General features: G+C 68.6%; 12 protein-coding genes. 11 read left to right on the top strand and 1 reads right to left on the bottom strand.

Features of this window, described 5'->3' with window-relative positions; genetic code table 11:
* The first annotated feature begins 47 nt into the window (after positions 1–47).
* From ASC59_RS05525 to mutM, 11 genes are all read left to right on the top strand, one after another.
* Entirely contained in the window at positions 48–806 is a 759-nt protein-coding gene (locus ASC59_RS05525) for a tetratricopeptide repeat protein (protein ID WP_055819301.1), read from the top strand.
* Positions 803–3,028 carry an ATP-dependent DNA helicase RecG gene (locus ASC59_RS05520; protein ID WP_055819296.1) on the top strand — a complete coding sequence of 742 codons (2,226 nt, stop codon included), beginning with the start codon at positions 803–805 and terminating at the stop codon, positions 3,026–3,028. The genes ASC59_RS05525 and ASC59_RS05520 overlap by 4 nt, the downstream gene beginning before the upstream one ends.
* Positions 3,029–3,097: 69 nt before the next feature.
* Positions 3,098–3,586, top strand: coding sequence for a pantetheine-phosphate adenylyltransferase (coaD, locus tag ASC59_RS05515; protein WP_055819293.1), 489 nt, complete (start codon positions 3,098–3,100; stop codon positions 3,584–3,586).
* Positions 3,583–4,623, top strand: coding sequence for an AAA family ATPase (locus ASC59_RS05510; RefSeq protein WP_055819291.1), 1,041 nt, complete (start codon positions 3,583–3,585; stop codon positions 4,621–4,623). Before coaD ends, ASC59_RS05510 begins: the two co-directional genes overlap by 4 nt.
* Before the next feature lie 8 nt (positions 4,624–4,631).
* Positions 4,632–5,975: a DUF58 domain-containing protein gene (locus tag ASC59_RS05505; protein ID WP_055819288.1), complete on the top strand. Its 1,344-nt coding sequence runs from the start codon at positions 4,632–4,634 to the stop codon at positions 5,973–5,975.
* Positions 5,962–8,292 (top strand): transglutaminase TgpA family protein, encoded by a 2,331-nt coding sequence (locus tag ASC59_RS05500; protein ID WP_055819285.1) that lies wholly within the window; start codon positions 5,962–5,964, stop codon positions 8,290–8,292. Before ASC59_RS05505 ends, ASC59_RS05500 begins: the two co-directional genes overlap by 14 nt.
* Before the next feature lie 38 nt (positions 8,293–8,330).
* Positions 8,331–8,873, top strand: a complete 543-nt coding sequence (locus ASC59_RS05495; RefSeq protein ID WP_055822881.1) for a YceD family protein — start codon at positions 8,331–8,333, stop codon at positions 8,871–8,873.
* A 3-nt stretch (positions 8,874–8,876) separates the two neighbouring features.
* Positions 8,877–9,080, top strand: a complete 204-nt coding sequence (gene rpmF / locus ASC59_RS05490) for a 50S ribosomal protein L32 (protein WP_055819283.1) — start codon at positions 8,877–8,879, stop codon at positions 9,078–9,080.
* 104 nt (positions 9,081–9,184) lie between these two features.
* The gene (rnc, locus tag ASC59_RS05485) at positions 9,185–9,880 is read left to right on the top strand and encodes a ribonuclease III (protein ID WP_442915092.1); all 696 of its coding nucleotides are present in this window, start codon (positions 9,185–9,187) and stop codon (positions 9,878–9,880) included.
* Between the two features lie 109 nt (positions 9,881–9,989).
* A complete protein-coding gene (locus ASC59_RS05480) occupies positions 9,990–12,233 on the top strand; it encodes a hypothetical protein (protein ID WP_055819277.1) in 2,244 nt (747 codons plus the stop codon).
* A 15-nt stretch (positions 12,234–12,248) separates the two neighbouring features.
* Positions 12,249–13,166 (top strand): bifunctional DNA-formamidopyrimidine glycosylase/DNA-(apurinic or apyrimidinic site) lyase, encoded by a 918-nt coding sequence (gene mutM / locus ASC59_RS05475; RefSeq protein ID WP_055819274.1) that lies wholly within the window; start codon positions 12,249–12,251, stop codon positions 13,164–13,166.
* 9 nt (positions 13,167–13,175) lie between these two features.
* Here the strand turns inward: mutM and ASC59_RS05470 are convergent, their stop codons facing one another.
* Complete coding sequence (locus tag ASC59_RS05470) at positions 13,176–14,249, bottom strand: GNAT family N-acetyltransferase (protein ID WP_055819271.1); 1,074 nt, start codon at positions 14,247–14,249, stop codon at positions 13,176–13,178.
* Between the last annotated feature and the right edge of the window lie 23 nt (positions 14,250–14,272).

The following is a 14,272-nucleotide window of genomic DNA, read 5'->3' as shown; positions in this document are numbered from 1 at the left end:
CGAACAGAGCCTACCCGTGCGTGCCTACGGGGTGTGATGATGGAGAGGTGGGGGACACGACGATTCAGCTCCAGACCATCGACCAGTCCGTCTTGGACACGCTGTGGGATTTCTCGGATCCCGCGGCGTCGGCGGAGCGCTTCCAGGCCGCGGCCGACGACCTCGCCTACAGCGAGGAGGCCCGCGAGGAGATCGCGACCCAGTTGGCGAGGGCCCTCGGGCTCATGGAGCAGTTCGACGACGCCGAGGCCGTCCTCGACTCGATCGTGCCGTCCTCGCCCATCGTGGAGGCGCGGATAGCCCTGGAGCGCGGGAGGCTGCGGCTCGCCCAGAACGAGCCCCTCGTGGCGGTTCCCCTGTTCACGAAGGCCGCCAGGCGTGCGGCATCCGGCCGCGTCACCTTCCTCACCCTCGATGCGCTCCACATGCTCGCCATCGCGGATGCCGGACACGAGGAGGAGTGGGCCGAGGTCGGCTTCGCCGTGCTCGAACGGGCCACACAACCTCGCACCAGGCGCTGGGGCGTCGCGCTGCACAACAACCTGGGGTGGTTCCTGCACGATGGTGGCCATGCCGCCGAAGCCCTGCCGCACTTCGAACGCGCCCTCGAGTACGCCCGGGAGGTGGGAACGGCCGATCAGCGTTTCATCGGACGATGGGCCGTCGCCCGCTGCCTGCGCACCCTCGGTCGAACGGATGAGGCCCTCGTGCAGCAGCGCTCCCTCGCCGAGAAGCGTCCGGACGACCCGTACGTGGCCGCCGAGATCCGGGCTCTGACGGACGATCGCTCTACGATCGAGGAATGACCTCGACCGACGCCTCGTCAGGTGCCGTCGGCGTGCCGACCAGCCCGCTCGACGCGCCGTTGGCGACGGTGCTGGCTCCGCGCACAGCGACCCCTTTGGCGAAGGCCTTCGGCATCCGCACCGTGGGGGACCTGCTCAGCCACTACCCACGGCGCTACGCCCGCCGCGGAGAGCTGACCGCCCTCGATCGCCTGCCGCTCGATGAGAACGTGACCATCGTGGCCGAGGTGCGCGAGGTGCGCGGGCGTTCGATGAAGAACCGCCGAGGACACATCCTCGAGGTGTCGATCTCGGACGGGGCCGGCATCCTCACCCTCACCTTCTTCAACCAGGGCTGGCGCGAGAAAGAGCTGCGTCCCGGAGTCCGCGGTGTGTTCGCGGGCAAGGTGACCGCCTACAGGAGCGCGCTGCAGTTGGCGCACCCCGACTACGAACTGTTCGACGACGACTCCGTCGCGCTCAGCGGTGCGAACGATCCCGATGCCGGCAAGCGCTGGTCGGAGATGCCGATCCCGATCTACCCGGCGACCGGGAGCCTGTCGAGCTGGAACATCGCCAAGGCCATAGCGACGACTCTCGATGGCCTGCGCGGGGTGGGCGACGCGGTCCCGGCCGCCGTCCGCGAGGAGCAGGGGCTGCTCGCCCATGCGCGGGCGCTCGAGCTCGTCCACCGCCCGCAGACCGATGCCGACTGGCGACGGGCTCGTGACAGCCTGCGGTTCGCCGAGGCCTTCGTGCTCCAGGCCGCGCTGCTGCAGGAGCGCGCCATCCATCGGGCGTGGGCGACCACCTCCAGAGTGCCTCGCCCCGGGGGCTATCTCGAACGCTTCGACGCCATCCTGCCGTTCACCCTCACCGCAGACCAGGAGGAGGTGGGAGACGAGATCGCCGGCGACCTGGCAGCGACGGCACCCATGAACCGCCTCGTACAGGGCGAGGTCGGTTCCGGCAAGACCCTCGTCGCCCTGCGCGCCATGCTCGCCGTGGCGGAGTCCGGGGGACAATCGGCGTTGCTCGCACCCACCGAGGTGCTCGCGGCGCAACACCTGCGTTCGATCGCGCGCACTCTCGGGCCCGACCTCTCGGCCGAGCTCATGCCCACCCTCATCACCGGGCAGCTCTCCGCGGCAGAGCGTCGCAAGGCGCTGCTGCGAGCCGTCTCCGGCCAATCCCGCATCGTCGTCGGTACGCACGCCCTCCTCGGCGAGACCGTGTCGTTCTACGACCTGGGCCTCGTGGTCATCGACGAGCAGCACCGCTTCGGCGTCGATCAGCGCGAGGCGCTGCGTCTGAAGGGCTCGACGCCACCGCACGTGCTCGTGCTCACTGCGACGCCCATCCCGCGCACTGTCGCCATGACGGTGTTCGGCGACCTCGATGTGAGCGTCATCCGCGAGCTTCCGGCTGGCCGCTCCGGCATCGAGTCCTTCGTCGTGCCGCTGGCCGAGAAGCCTGGCTGGTGGAATCGTGTCTGGACCCGCACCGCCGAGGAACTCGCGCTCGGGAGGCAGGCCTTCGTCGTCTGCCCGGCGATCGATGCGAAGCAACCGGAGGAGGGTGAGGACCTCGGCGAGCTGGACGCGTCGGACGAGGCCGCGACCAAGGAGCCGTTGGCCTCGGTCACGTCGACTCTCGAGGCCCTGCGAAGCCATCCCGACCTGGCCGGGCGGCGCATCGAGGCGCTCCACGGGCGCATGTCGAGCGACGAGAAGGATGCGGTCATGCAGGCATTCGCAGCCGGCACGATCGACGTGCTCGTCGCGACGACGGTCATCGAGGTGGGCGTCGACGTTCCGAACGCCTCGACCATGGTGGTGCTCGACGCCGAGAGGTTCGGCGTCTCGCAGCTGCACCAGTTGCGCGGACGCGTCGGCCGTGGATCGGTTCCGGGGCTCTGCCTCCTCGTGACGAACGCCGCCGAGGAGTCGCTGGGTCGTCAACGCGTCGACGCCGTCGCAGCCACCCTCGACGGTTTCGAACTCGCCCAGGCCGACCTCGAGCTGCGCCGCGAGGGCGACGTGCTGGGCGGGCTGCAGTCGGGAGGGCGCTCGTCGCTCCGCCTCCTGCGGGTGGCGAAGGACGGCGAGATCATCGCCGACGCGCGTCGAGCCGTGCAGGAGATCCTCGATGTCGATCCCGCCTTCGCGGATCACCCCGACCTGCGCGAGGCCGTCGCCCGCAGGCTGGACGAGTCGGAGCGCGAATACCTCAACAAGGCGTGATGACCCCTGTTCGGGATTCACACCGGCTCTCCAGCAGAGGAGTCATGCCGAAAGGCTAGGGTGAAACCCATGCGCAGGATCGCCGTCGTTCCCGGTTCGTTCGACCCAGCCACATTGGGTCACCTCGACGTGATCGAGCGCGCTGCCGGCCTCTTCGACGAGCTGCACGTGCTCGTGGTGCACAATCCAGACAAGAACGCCCTGCTGCCCATCGCCCAGAGGGTGAGCCTTCTGGAACGTGCCATCGCCGAATCCGGCGCCGGTGACAATGTCGTCGTCGCGTCGTGGAGTGTCGGCCTGCTCGTCGACTACTGCACTGAGGTCGGGGCATCCGTGCTCGTCAAGGGGATCCGCTCGCAGGTCGACGTGGCGTACGAGACTCCGATGGCCATCGTCAACCGCAACCTCGCCGGCGTGGAGACCATCTTCATGCTCCCCGATCCAGCTCACGCCCACGTGTCCAGTTCCCTCGTCCGACAGGTCGCGGCTCTCGGGGGCGACGTCGCCCCCTACGTGCCGCGTGCTGTCGCCGATTTCCTCCAGGGGTCACTCCGATGAACAGCTCAGCCACCCGAATCCCCACCGACTCCTCGGTCGCAACAGCCGACGACACCGTCGCCATGCCGCTCGACGAGGTGCTGCGCCACGCGAACGCGATCATCGCGAACGTCGAGTCCGTCATCGCAGGCAAGCACGCCGCCGTGCGCACGGCGCTCACAGTCCTGCTCGCCGAGGGGCACCTGCTCATCGAGGACGTTCCCGGCGTCGGGAAGACGATGCTCGCCAAGGCGCTGGCGAAGTCGGTCGACAGCACCGTCAGCCGCATCCAGTTCACTCCGGACCTCCTGCCGAGCGATGTCACCGGCGTCTCGATGTACAACCAGGCGGAGCGTCGCTTCGAGTTCAAGCCGGGTGCGGTGTTCGCGAACATCGTGATCGGCGACGAGATCAACCGGGCATCGCCCAAGACGCAGTCCGCACTTCTCGAGTGCATGGAGGAGCGCCAGGTCACAGTCGACGGCACGACCTATCTCCTCTCGACGCCGTTCACCGTCGTCGCCACGCAGAATCCGATCGAGATGGAGGGCACGTACGCGCTTCCCGAGGCTCAGCGCGACAGGTTCATGGCCCGCATCTCCATGGGATACCCCGACACCGAGAACGAAGTGGAGATGCTCAACACCCGCGACGTCACCAGCCCGCTCGAGCAGATCGGCGCCGTGGTCGACCTCGAGCAGCTCCGCGCCATGATGTCGTCGGCCAGGGGCGTCTTCGCTGCCCCGGGCGTGAAGGAGTACGCCGTGGCCCTCGTGCGCGCCACCCGCGACGACCGCGATCTGCGGCTCGGGGGAAGCCCTCGGGCCACGCTGCAGCTCATCCGCGCGGCCAAGGCGCACGCGGCACTGCAGGGTCGCGACTTCGTTCTTCCCGACGACATCGACGAGCTCGCCGTCGCCGTTCTCGGTCACAGGCTGGTGCCCACGAGCCGGGCCCTCGGTCATCACCACCAGGACAGCTCGGCTCTCATCGAGGAGATCGTGCTGCGCATCGTCTCCGAGACGGCAGTACCGCTCGGCAACCAGAAGCGGTCCTGATTCGCACGATGGCCGACGACGTCCGTTCCCAGAAGCTGTGGTGGCCACGCCCGACCGTGCGCGGCTGGGCCTTCCTCGGTGCAGGCATCGCCCTGTTCCTCTACGGGCTGTTCCTCGAGCGACGTGACGCGCTCTTCGTCGCCTGCTTCCTCATCGCCATCCCGCTGGTCGCCATGGGTTATGTGCTGGTGCGCCGGATGCGGGTGCACGTCACACGCTCCTTCTCCCCGGTGATCGTTCCGGCCGGGTCGGAGGCCGTGGTCTCACTGGTGGTGCAGAACCTCTCGGTGCGTCCGAGCTACGGCGCACGGTGGCGCGACCAGGCCGAAGCGGGGATCTCCGTGCCCGAGAGCGCCCTCATGCCGAGCCTCGGGCGCCATGGGCGCGTCGACGAGGGCGACACCGCCCGACTCGAGTACACGATCACACCGCGCCGGCGTGGGGTGTTCGGCATCGGTCCGCTCATCCTCGACAGGGCCGACCCGTTCGGGCTGGCGTCGGGGGAGCAGACGGCCGGGGTTCCCCACGACCTCGTCGTGACGCCCCGCGTCAGCCCGCTGCCCGGAAACGCGCTGTCGCTCACCAACGGTGACGGCAGCATGCACGAACTGCTCCGGCACTCGAATCCGAACTCCGACGAGCTGATCGCCCGCGAGTACCGCCCCGGCGACCCCCTCCGGCGCATGAACTGGCCGGCGACGGCGCGCCACGGGGAGCTGATGGTGCGGCAGGAGGAGCAGCGCAGCAACCCGGAGGCGCGGCTCATCATCGACACCACCCACTCCGTCGGCGTGCGTGGAGGCTCGAACATCACGCGCCCGCGGCTCGATGGCGCATTCGAGCTATCGCTCGAGATGGCGGCATCCATCGGCATCCATCTGCTCGACGCCGGATTCAGGCTCGACGTGATCGAGACCGGGTCGAGCCAGCTCTCTCCGGCGGCAGACCGGGTGCGCGGCGGCCTGCGGGGCGACACCCCGACGCCGTACAGGCTGCCTGCCGGCGATCGCGACCTGCTCGAGGGCCTGGCGAATCTCGTGCTTCCGGCGACCGGGGGAGACCGGGACACCCGTGCGGATTCGCCCGGCAGCGCGATCCGGAACCCCGGCAACAGACTGCCGACGTTCGCCGTCCTGATCGACGTCGACGTGCGGGAGGCCCAGGAGCTCGCGGCGCTCCGCCCATACTGCGAACCGGCCATCGCCTTCGTCGTCGACACTGTTGCTTCCGTCGTCGTCGAGCAGTTGGAGGACGCGGGGTGGCGCTGCGTTCCCCTCAAGAACGCGCGCGGAATCGCGCAGGCGTGGGAGCAGACCGGACGAGAGCGGAGGCCCGTCGATGAGCCGGTCTGAGACGACACCGCGCTTCGCCGAGCGTGGACGCAACTACTGGCCGCTCACCGGAGCGCTGGTGGTTCTGCTGCTCGTCGCCTCGATGGCGCTCGGCCCCGTGCTCCGAGGATCCGGCTGGTGGTGGGTCATGGCCGCGGTCTCGGTCATCACCCTCGTCTCGGCCGCTGCCTTCAGGCACCTGGGATGGGGGCGCTCGATCGTGCCGCTCGCCGCGGGCGGTGTGCTGCTCGTGACGCTCACGCTGTTCTTCGGTGCCGGGTCCGGCCTGCTCTGGCTCGTGCCGACCCCCGGAACCGTCGAACAGTGGGGCTCGCTCGCCGAGGCCGGCATGCTGTCCATCCAGCAGCAGGCCGTCCCCGCTGTCGTGTACCCGGGCATCATCTTCCTGCTGGCTGTCGGCGCGGGTCTGCTCGCGATCGCCCTCGACACCGTCGCGATCACACTGCGCTTCCCCGCCATCGCCGGCGCGCTCATCCTCATCCCCGTCTCGGTACCGGCGCTCATCACCAAGACGGGGACCGATCTCGCCGCACTCGTGCTCACCTCCTGCGCCTACCTGCTGCTGCTGCGAGTCGACGTGCGCATCCGTCGCCGGAGTGAAGCGGCCACCCGCGACCGCGGCCGAGCTGCGCCGCGAAGCAGCGGCCCGGAACGGCGCGGGCCGGGTCCCGTCTGGGGATCGCTCGGCGTCGGCGCGATCGCCATCGTCTCGGCACTCGTGCTCTCGGCCGCCACTCCAGCCCTCTCGGACTCCTCGGTCATCTCGAACAAGCAGACCGGCGTGCTCTTCGGCTCCGGGGTGAGTCCACTGATCGACCTCGGCCAGGACCTGCGGCGCCCCGAGGCATCCCTCGCGATGCACTACGGCACGACGGCCGAGGACCAGCCCTACTTCAAGCTGCTCACCCTCGACTCGTTCTCCGAAGACCTCGAGTGGGTGGCCGGGCGGGGCGCGACCGACATCACCAACACCGTCGACGAATTCGGAGACCCCGAGGGGCTGACGGATGCCGTCGAGCGTGACGAGATCAGCACGAGCGTGCAGATCGACACCGTCATCAGCTCGTGGCTGCCCGTGCCATACCCGGCGACGAGTATCGACGGGCTCGACGGGGACTGGCAGTGGGAGGACGACGCCCTCACCGTGTCGAGCGACAAGTCGACGACCCAGGGGCAGAACTACAAGGTCGCCGGCCTCGAGTTGAAGCCGACCGCGGAACAGCTGCGCGACAGCGGCGACGATTACCCTGACGCCATCAGGCAGTACCTCGAGCTGCCGGAGAACACCCCGGCCATCATCGGCGAGATCGCCGCCGAGGAGACTGCGAACGTCACCAATCCCTACGACGCGGCCGTGGCGCTGCAGCGCTACTTCAGAAGCAGCGCATACGCCTACTCGACCGAGGCTCCTGTCGACGAGGGCTACGACGGCGGCAGCCTCGACGTGATCGCCCGCTTCCTCGACGTGAAGAAGGGCTACTGCATCCACTTCGCCTCCGCCATGGCCGTCATGGCGAGAACGCTCGGCATCCCATCGCGCATGGCGCTGGGCTACCTACCCGGTGAGAGCACACGCGACACCATGGAGGGCCTGCCGCGCTGGAACGTCACCACGCACGACCTGCACACCTGGCCGGAGCTCTACTTCCCAGGAGTCGGATGGGTGCCGTTCGAGCCGACGACGGGTCGGGGATCCATCCCCGACTACGCACGGGGCGTCGGACAGGCATCGGCGGCGCCGATCGCACCGTCGACGAACGACCAGGCGAACCGCGATCAGGCACTGCGCGACCGGGAGGCGAACTCGGGCGGAGTCGCCACGGCGGCTTTGGTGTCACTCCTCTGGCTCCAGGTATCACTCGTCGTGTTGGGCGCGCTGCTCATCGTGCTCCTGCCCTTCATCATCCGCACGGTCGGCCGCCTGCAGCGCCGCCGCAGGGTCGCGTCGGGTCGTGCGTCGCCGTCGCTTCTCTGGCGCGAACTCGTCGACTCCGCCGTCGATCTGGGGCTCGGCGTACTGGACACGGAGACCGCGCGGCATCTTGCCAGCCGGCTGTCAGCATCCGGCGGCCTCTCCCGCGACGTCGCCGCTGCTCTCGAGCGTCTGCGGGACGCCGTCGAGCACGAGCGCTACGCGCGGCCGGGTGCCGACGCCAGGCACCGCAACGAGGCCCTCGTCGACGACCTCGACGCTGTGCTGGCGGCGCTCCGATCCAGCGTCGATCTGCGGGCTCGCATTCGCGCCGCGCTCCTTCCGCGGTCACTCCGCCCGGAGGCCTTCGGGCCCGGCCGCGGAAGAAGCGCCGCCGCCGCGTAGAATTGATCCTCGTGAGCAAGTTCGAGAAGACCCCGTACATGGTCAACGTCCGTGACCTCCTGCACCGCCCGGGCGAGATGCGCGAGCACGACCTGTCCATCCCCCTGACCGAGGACATGGGCGAGGGCCTGGTGGCCGTGCGCTCCGGCGAATCCATCGACGTCGACGTGCGTCTGGAGTCCGTTCACGAGGGCGTTCTGGTGTCTGCCGACGTCTCCGCCACGGCCGATGGAGAGTGCGGCCGATGCCTCACGGACATCTCCCTGCCTGTCGAAGTTCAGTTTCAGGAGCTTTTCGCGTATTCTTCTGGAGAAGCTTTCGAGTATGAGGTTCAAGACGACCACGTGGATCTTGAATCACTCATCAGGGATGCGGTGGTGCTAGCACTTCCGTTCCAGCCGGTGTGTCGGCCTGATTGCCCCGGTCTCGATCCCGAGACAGGGCTGCGGATCGAAGAACACCCGGAACTCGGTGAACGAGTGCAGCATGACCCGCGATGGGCCGCGCTTGCAGGCCTGGGAGCTTCCTCAGACATCAGCGACAGCTCTCAGGAGCGCGCTGAACAGCAGAAAGAGAGTTGAATCATGGCTGTTCCCAAGCGGAAGAAGTCTCGCAGCAACACCCACTCGCGTCGTTCGCAGTGGAAGGCCGAGGTCCCCACGCTCGTCAAGACCGTCGAGAACGGCAAGGTCACCTACAGCCTTCCGCACCGCGCCAAGGTCGTCGAGGACTCCGCAGGCACCGCCCTGTTCCTCGAGTACAAGGGCCGCAAGGTCGCCGACGTCTGAATCGATCGTGAGGATCGCGGGCTGACGGCAACGTCGGCCCGCGCCTTTCGTTTCGGACTGCGGACATCGCACTCGTGAGTACCTCGGGGAACCCTCCGGAGGACCTGCTCGCTCAGCTCGGCATCGAACTCGATGCCGAGCTCTTCGAGCTCGCCCTGACACACCGCTCGTACGCCTATGAGCACGGCGGCATCCCCACCAACGAGCGACTCGAATTCCTCGGCGACTCGATCCTGGGGCAGGCCGTCACCGTGATGCTCTACCGCGAGTACCCCTTGCTCGAGGAGGGCGAACTCGCCAAGCGACGAGCGAGCCTGGTGAGCAGTGCCGCCCTCGCGGAGGTCGCGCGGCAGAACGACATCGGCAGCTACGTGCGGCTCGGTCGTGGGGAGACCCAGACCGGCGGCCGTGACAAGGCGTCGATCCTCGCCGACACCGTCGAGGCCATCATCGGTGCCGTGTACCTGGATCGCGGCGGTGACGCCGCGACGGCGTTCGTGCTGCGCATGATCGATCCGCTGCTCACCGACCCCGATCGCTTCGGTGCGTCGATGGACCCCAAGACGAGTCTGCAGGAGAGTGCTGCCCGCCACGGCAAGCCGGCGCCCTCCTACGCCATCAGCGAGAGCGGGCCGGACCACTCCAAGGTCTTCGTCGCCACGGTCACCGTCGGTGATGTGACGGCGACGGGTGAGGGCACGAGCAAGAAGCACGCCGAGATGGCTGCTGCGCTCGAGGCCTGGTCGCTGCTGGACGGCGCCGCCGCGAAGTCCTCCAGTTCGGCGAAGCCCTCCAGGTAGCCAGCACTCGCCGCAGGACGACGGCTGCCACCCCTGAAGTCGGGGAGGCGCAAGCGTTGCGGCGTCGCTACCGTGATCGGAGTCCTGCACCCGAGCCCGAGGAGCCTTCATGGCGCGGTCCCGTTCGTCCTCCATCCGTCGTTCGACCGTCGTCGCAACGGTCGTGCTGTCGCTCCTGGGTTCGTTGGCGGTGAGCCTTCCAGCCCAGGCCGACGACGCGCCGGTGGCGAAGTCGATCTCGGGGCGGGTGACGTTGTCGGGCAAGCAGCCCTACGCCGGCGCATGCCCGCAGGCCTGGCTCGACGTCGAAGGCGAGTGGCAGGACTCAGGGCTCGAGGCGACTGTCACGGACACCGGTGACTACGTGTTCGCCGGAGTCGACGATGGCCGGTACACGATCTCCGCTGCGCCGTGCAGCGAATCCGAACCCTTCCTCCCGACGTGGCATCCTTCCCTCGAGGCGGCTCCCGCCGTCGACTCCACCGATGTCGTGGTCGTCGCGGGCGTATCCGTCACCGGGATCGACATCGCCCTCCGCGCACCCGCCCTCACCGCGACGACGGCGCCGGTGGTGACCGGAACCGCCCGCGTCGGCGGCCGGCTCGACGTGTCGACGGGAACCTGGAACGTCGACGGACTCACCTTCAGCTACAACTGGCTCCGCGGCGGACTGTCGCTGATCTCCGACGCGCACGGATCGAGCTACGTGCCGGTGGCCGATGATGCCGGCGCTCCCATCACCGCCGTGGTCGTCGCTTCGCGCGTCGGCTTCAAGTCGGCGATCGCCTCCGCTCCCGCAGGCACCATCGAGCAGGGGGTGTTCGAGTTCGTGCCCGTGATCTCGGGCACGGTCGCCGTCGGCTCCACGCTGACCGCCACTGCGCCCGTCGGACCTGCCTACGGCTACCAGTGGAACCGGGCGGGCGTCGCCGTGTCCGGTGCCGTCGCAGCCACCTACACCGTCAGCGCCGGCGACGTGGGGTCGGCCCTCTCCGTCACCGTCGTGGCCACCCAGACCGGATACACACCAGCCAGTCTCACGTCGGCGGCCACCGCCGTCGTCCCCTCGGGAGCGATCCCCGCGTTCACGCCGACGGTCACGGGCACCGCGGTGGTCGGCTCGACCCTCACGGCGGCCGCTCCTGTCGGCTGGTCCTACGGCTACCAGTGGAAGCGCAACGGCGTCCTGATCAGCACGGCGAAGGCGAAGAACTACACCTTGGTCGCCGCAGACGTGGGAAAGAAGCTCTCCGTCGCCGTGACGGCATCGCGGACCGGGTACACGGCGCGCACAGAGTCGTCCCCGTCGACGGCCACCGTGCTGAACAAGCTCGTGACCACGCCCACTCCGACGATCTCGGGTGTGCGCGCCGTCGGGGGCAGGCTGACTGTCGCCGCCGGCTCCTGGAAGCCGGCGCCTGTCACCCTGTCGTACGTCTGGAAGCGCAACGGAGTGGCGATCGCGAAGGCGACGGGCACGAGCTACGTGCTCACCGCAGCCGACCGGGGCGCCGCCATCTCGGTGTCGGTCGTCGGACGGAAGAGCGGCTTCGCCTCCGTGACGAAGACCTCGACGTCGACCGGAGCGATCGCAACCGGCGTCATCGCGTTCTCGGCCAAACTCACGGGAACACAGCACGTCGGCAACTCCATCGGGGTGAGCATCACCGGCGTCAAGCCGAGCGGTACCACCGTGAAGTACCAGTGGTACCGAGACGGCGTGGCGATCTCCGGCGCCACGTCGGCGTCCCGCGCTTTGAAGAACATCGACGCCGGAACGACGATCTCCGTTCGCGTCACGGCCTCGAAGTCAGCCTGGATTGCGACGTCGCAGACGCTCAAGACGTCCGCCATCACGCGGTCGGCGGTCACCACCAAGACCGGCTGGCTCAGGGTCGGCATCGACATCAAGGCCGGAACCTACTTCACCGGCAACACGGCCGACTGCCAGTGGATCCGCACGTGGGACGGCTCGGGGCAGCAGTACTCGTTCCTCGGTTGGGACAGGGGCGCCGGGCGACGCATGGTGACGGTGCTGGCGAGCGACGCCTACCTCTACACCAAGGGCTGCGGCGCCTGGTACAAGTGGGATGGAACCGCCACCATGAAGACCAAGCTCGGCCCCGGTGTCTGGGTCTCCGGCGTCGACTTCAAGCTCGGCGTGTACGAGGCGAAGGCTCTGCCCGGTGAGCACTGCCGGGTATCCGCGGCCTCCGCACTCACCGGCACAGAATCCGACTACTTCGGCGGCGCCGACTACGGCACGAAGGGGCCGTACCGCTGGCGGGCCATGGCCGACGAGAAGTACTGGTGGACCGATGGCTGCACCACATGGAAGTACGTCTCGCCCTAGCCGTAGGCTGAGCGGATGCCTGAACTTCCCGAGGTCGAGGTCGTCAGGGCCGGTCTCGAACCGGCCGTGACGGGATCCGTCATCGCCGGCGTCGAGGTCTTCGAACCCCGGTCGCTGAAGCGACACGTCGTCACCCGGGGTGCCTTCGTCGACCTCGTCGAGGGGCGACGGATGCTGGCGGCCGTTCGTCGCGGCAAGTTCCTGTGGCTCCCTCTCGACTCCGGCGATGCGCTCGTCACCCACCTCGGCATGAGTGGGCAGGTGCTGCTGCGTGCGCCCGGATTCGAGGAGGCCGGACTCCTCCGCATCCGTCTGCATCTCGATCATCCCGAGCACGGTGAACTCTGGGTCAACTTCGTCGACCAGCGCATCTTCGGATCGATGGCCGTCGATGCCATGGTTTCCACCGAGGACGGCGCCGTCGCCGGCTACGGGGGAGCCGCATCCGGAGACTGGGAGCTCTCGATCCCGAGCCAGGTCGCGCACATCGCACGCGATCCGCTCGACCCGGCATTCTCCGACATGGCGTTCCTGGCAGCACTCGCCAGAACCCGCACCGGAATCAAACGCTCGCTGCTGAACCAGAACCTGGTGAGCGGAATCGGCAACATCTACGCCGACGAGGCGCTCTGGGCGGCGAAGGTGCACTACGACACACCGTCCGCTGGTCTGTCGCGGGCGAAGGCGCGAGCACTGCTGAGCGAGGTGCGCACGGTGCTCCACAAGGCCCTCGCCGAGGGCGGAACGAGCTTCGACGCCCAGTACGTGAACGTGAACGGGGCGTCGGGCTACTTCTCGCACTCCCTCAACGCCTACGGCCGGCAGGGCGAACCGTGTCCTCGCTGCGGAACCCCCATCGTGCGCGAGACCTTCATGAATCGCGGTTCGCACTTCTGCCCGCGCTGTCAGCGCCGACCCAGGGTGGCAGGCTGAGCCGAGACGCTACGCGTTCCGGCGCCACGCGCCTTCGTACCCGATCGAGACGAACCCCATCGCCTCGTTGACGTTCAGCATCGGTCGATTCTCCTCGGCGTTGAACGTGATGATCGACGGATGCCCGGGATACGCGGCCTCGACGGCGCGCAGGTTCGCCAGCTTCACCAGTGCTCCGAGGCGATGCCCCCGATGCTCCCGGAGCACGAGCGTGTCGTCCTGGGTGATGGCTCGCCGTTGCTCGACCGGCACGAAGGTCGTCGAGAACGCGACGAGTGCTCCCGTCGCCTCGTGCACGGCCGCAGCCGTGACGGGCACGAGGTCCACCGATGCCCTGGTGGCGTCCTCGGCGTCGATGCGCTCGACACTCCAGACGTCCTCGGGTTCCTCGAGGCCGGCGGTCGGTGCATCGGTGCTCATGCGCGTGTGCAGGTGCGCCATGTCGCTGCGGTACCGCTCGGGCGTCGAACCGATCCACGTGACGGCGCTGTAGCCGGATGCGTGAGCTTCGGCGTCGTCCTCCAGTCGCTGCACCGCCTCCGGATCGGCCGGCAGCGCCAGCCGACTGCCGCGGTTCAGCTGTTCGAGCCTGTACCCCCGCGCGAGCAGGAACCCGACCTCGCGATTCTCGAGCGGGACCGAGCCGAAGCCCGTCGGCGCGTCGAGCCGGGCACCCGGCGCATCAGGCGAGGCCGCGTAGACGACGAAGATCGATCGTCCGTCGTCGAGGGCGAGCTGTTCGATGGCGTCGCTGAGAGCAGTGCCGATCCCGAGGCCCCTGGCCTCCGGACGCACGAGCACCTCGAGCCACGCGTGCTGGGATGACGGGTCAGCCAGGGTGTCGATGACGGCCCGCGCGACGACGGCGCCGTCCATTCGCGCGATGAGGCCGTGCCGCGGCTCGAACTCGGTGTTCTGCCACATCGGGAGCATCTCGTCGGCGCGCCTGACCAGGTCGTCGGTGCCGTACGCGACGGCTTCGCACACATTGCGCACCTCGTTCGCCGCCACGAAATCCGACCAGCTGGCCTCGCCGACGGCAGCGGGGATCACGAGCGGCTCGATGGTGAATCTCGCGGGCATGCTGTGCCTTCCTTCCCGGCGGT

The sequence above is a fragment of the Leifsonia sp. Root1293 genome, from assembly GCF_001425325.1.
Taxonomy (GTDB): Bacteria; Actinomycetota; Actinomycetes; order Actinomycetales; family Microbacteriaceae; genus Orlajensenia.
The sequence above is the reverse complement of the archived record's forward strand: the minus strand, read 5'-3'. Positions and strand labels throughout refer to the sequence as shown.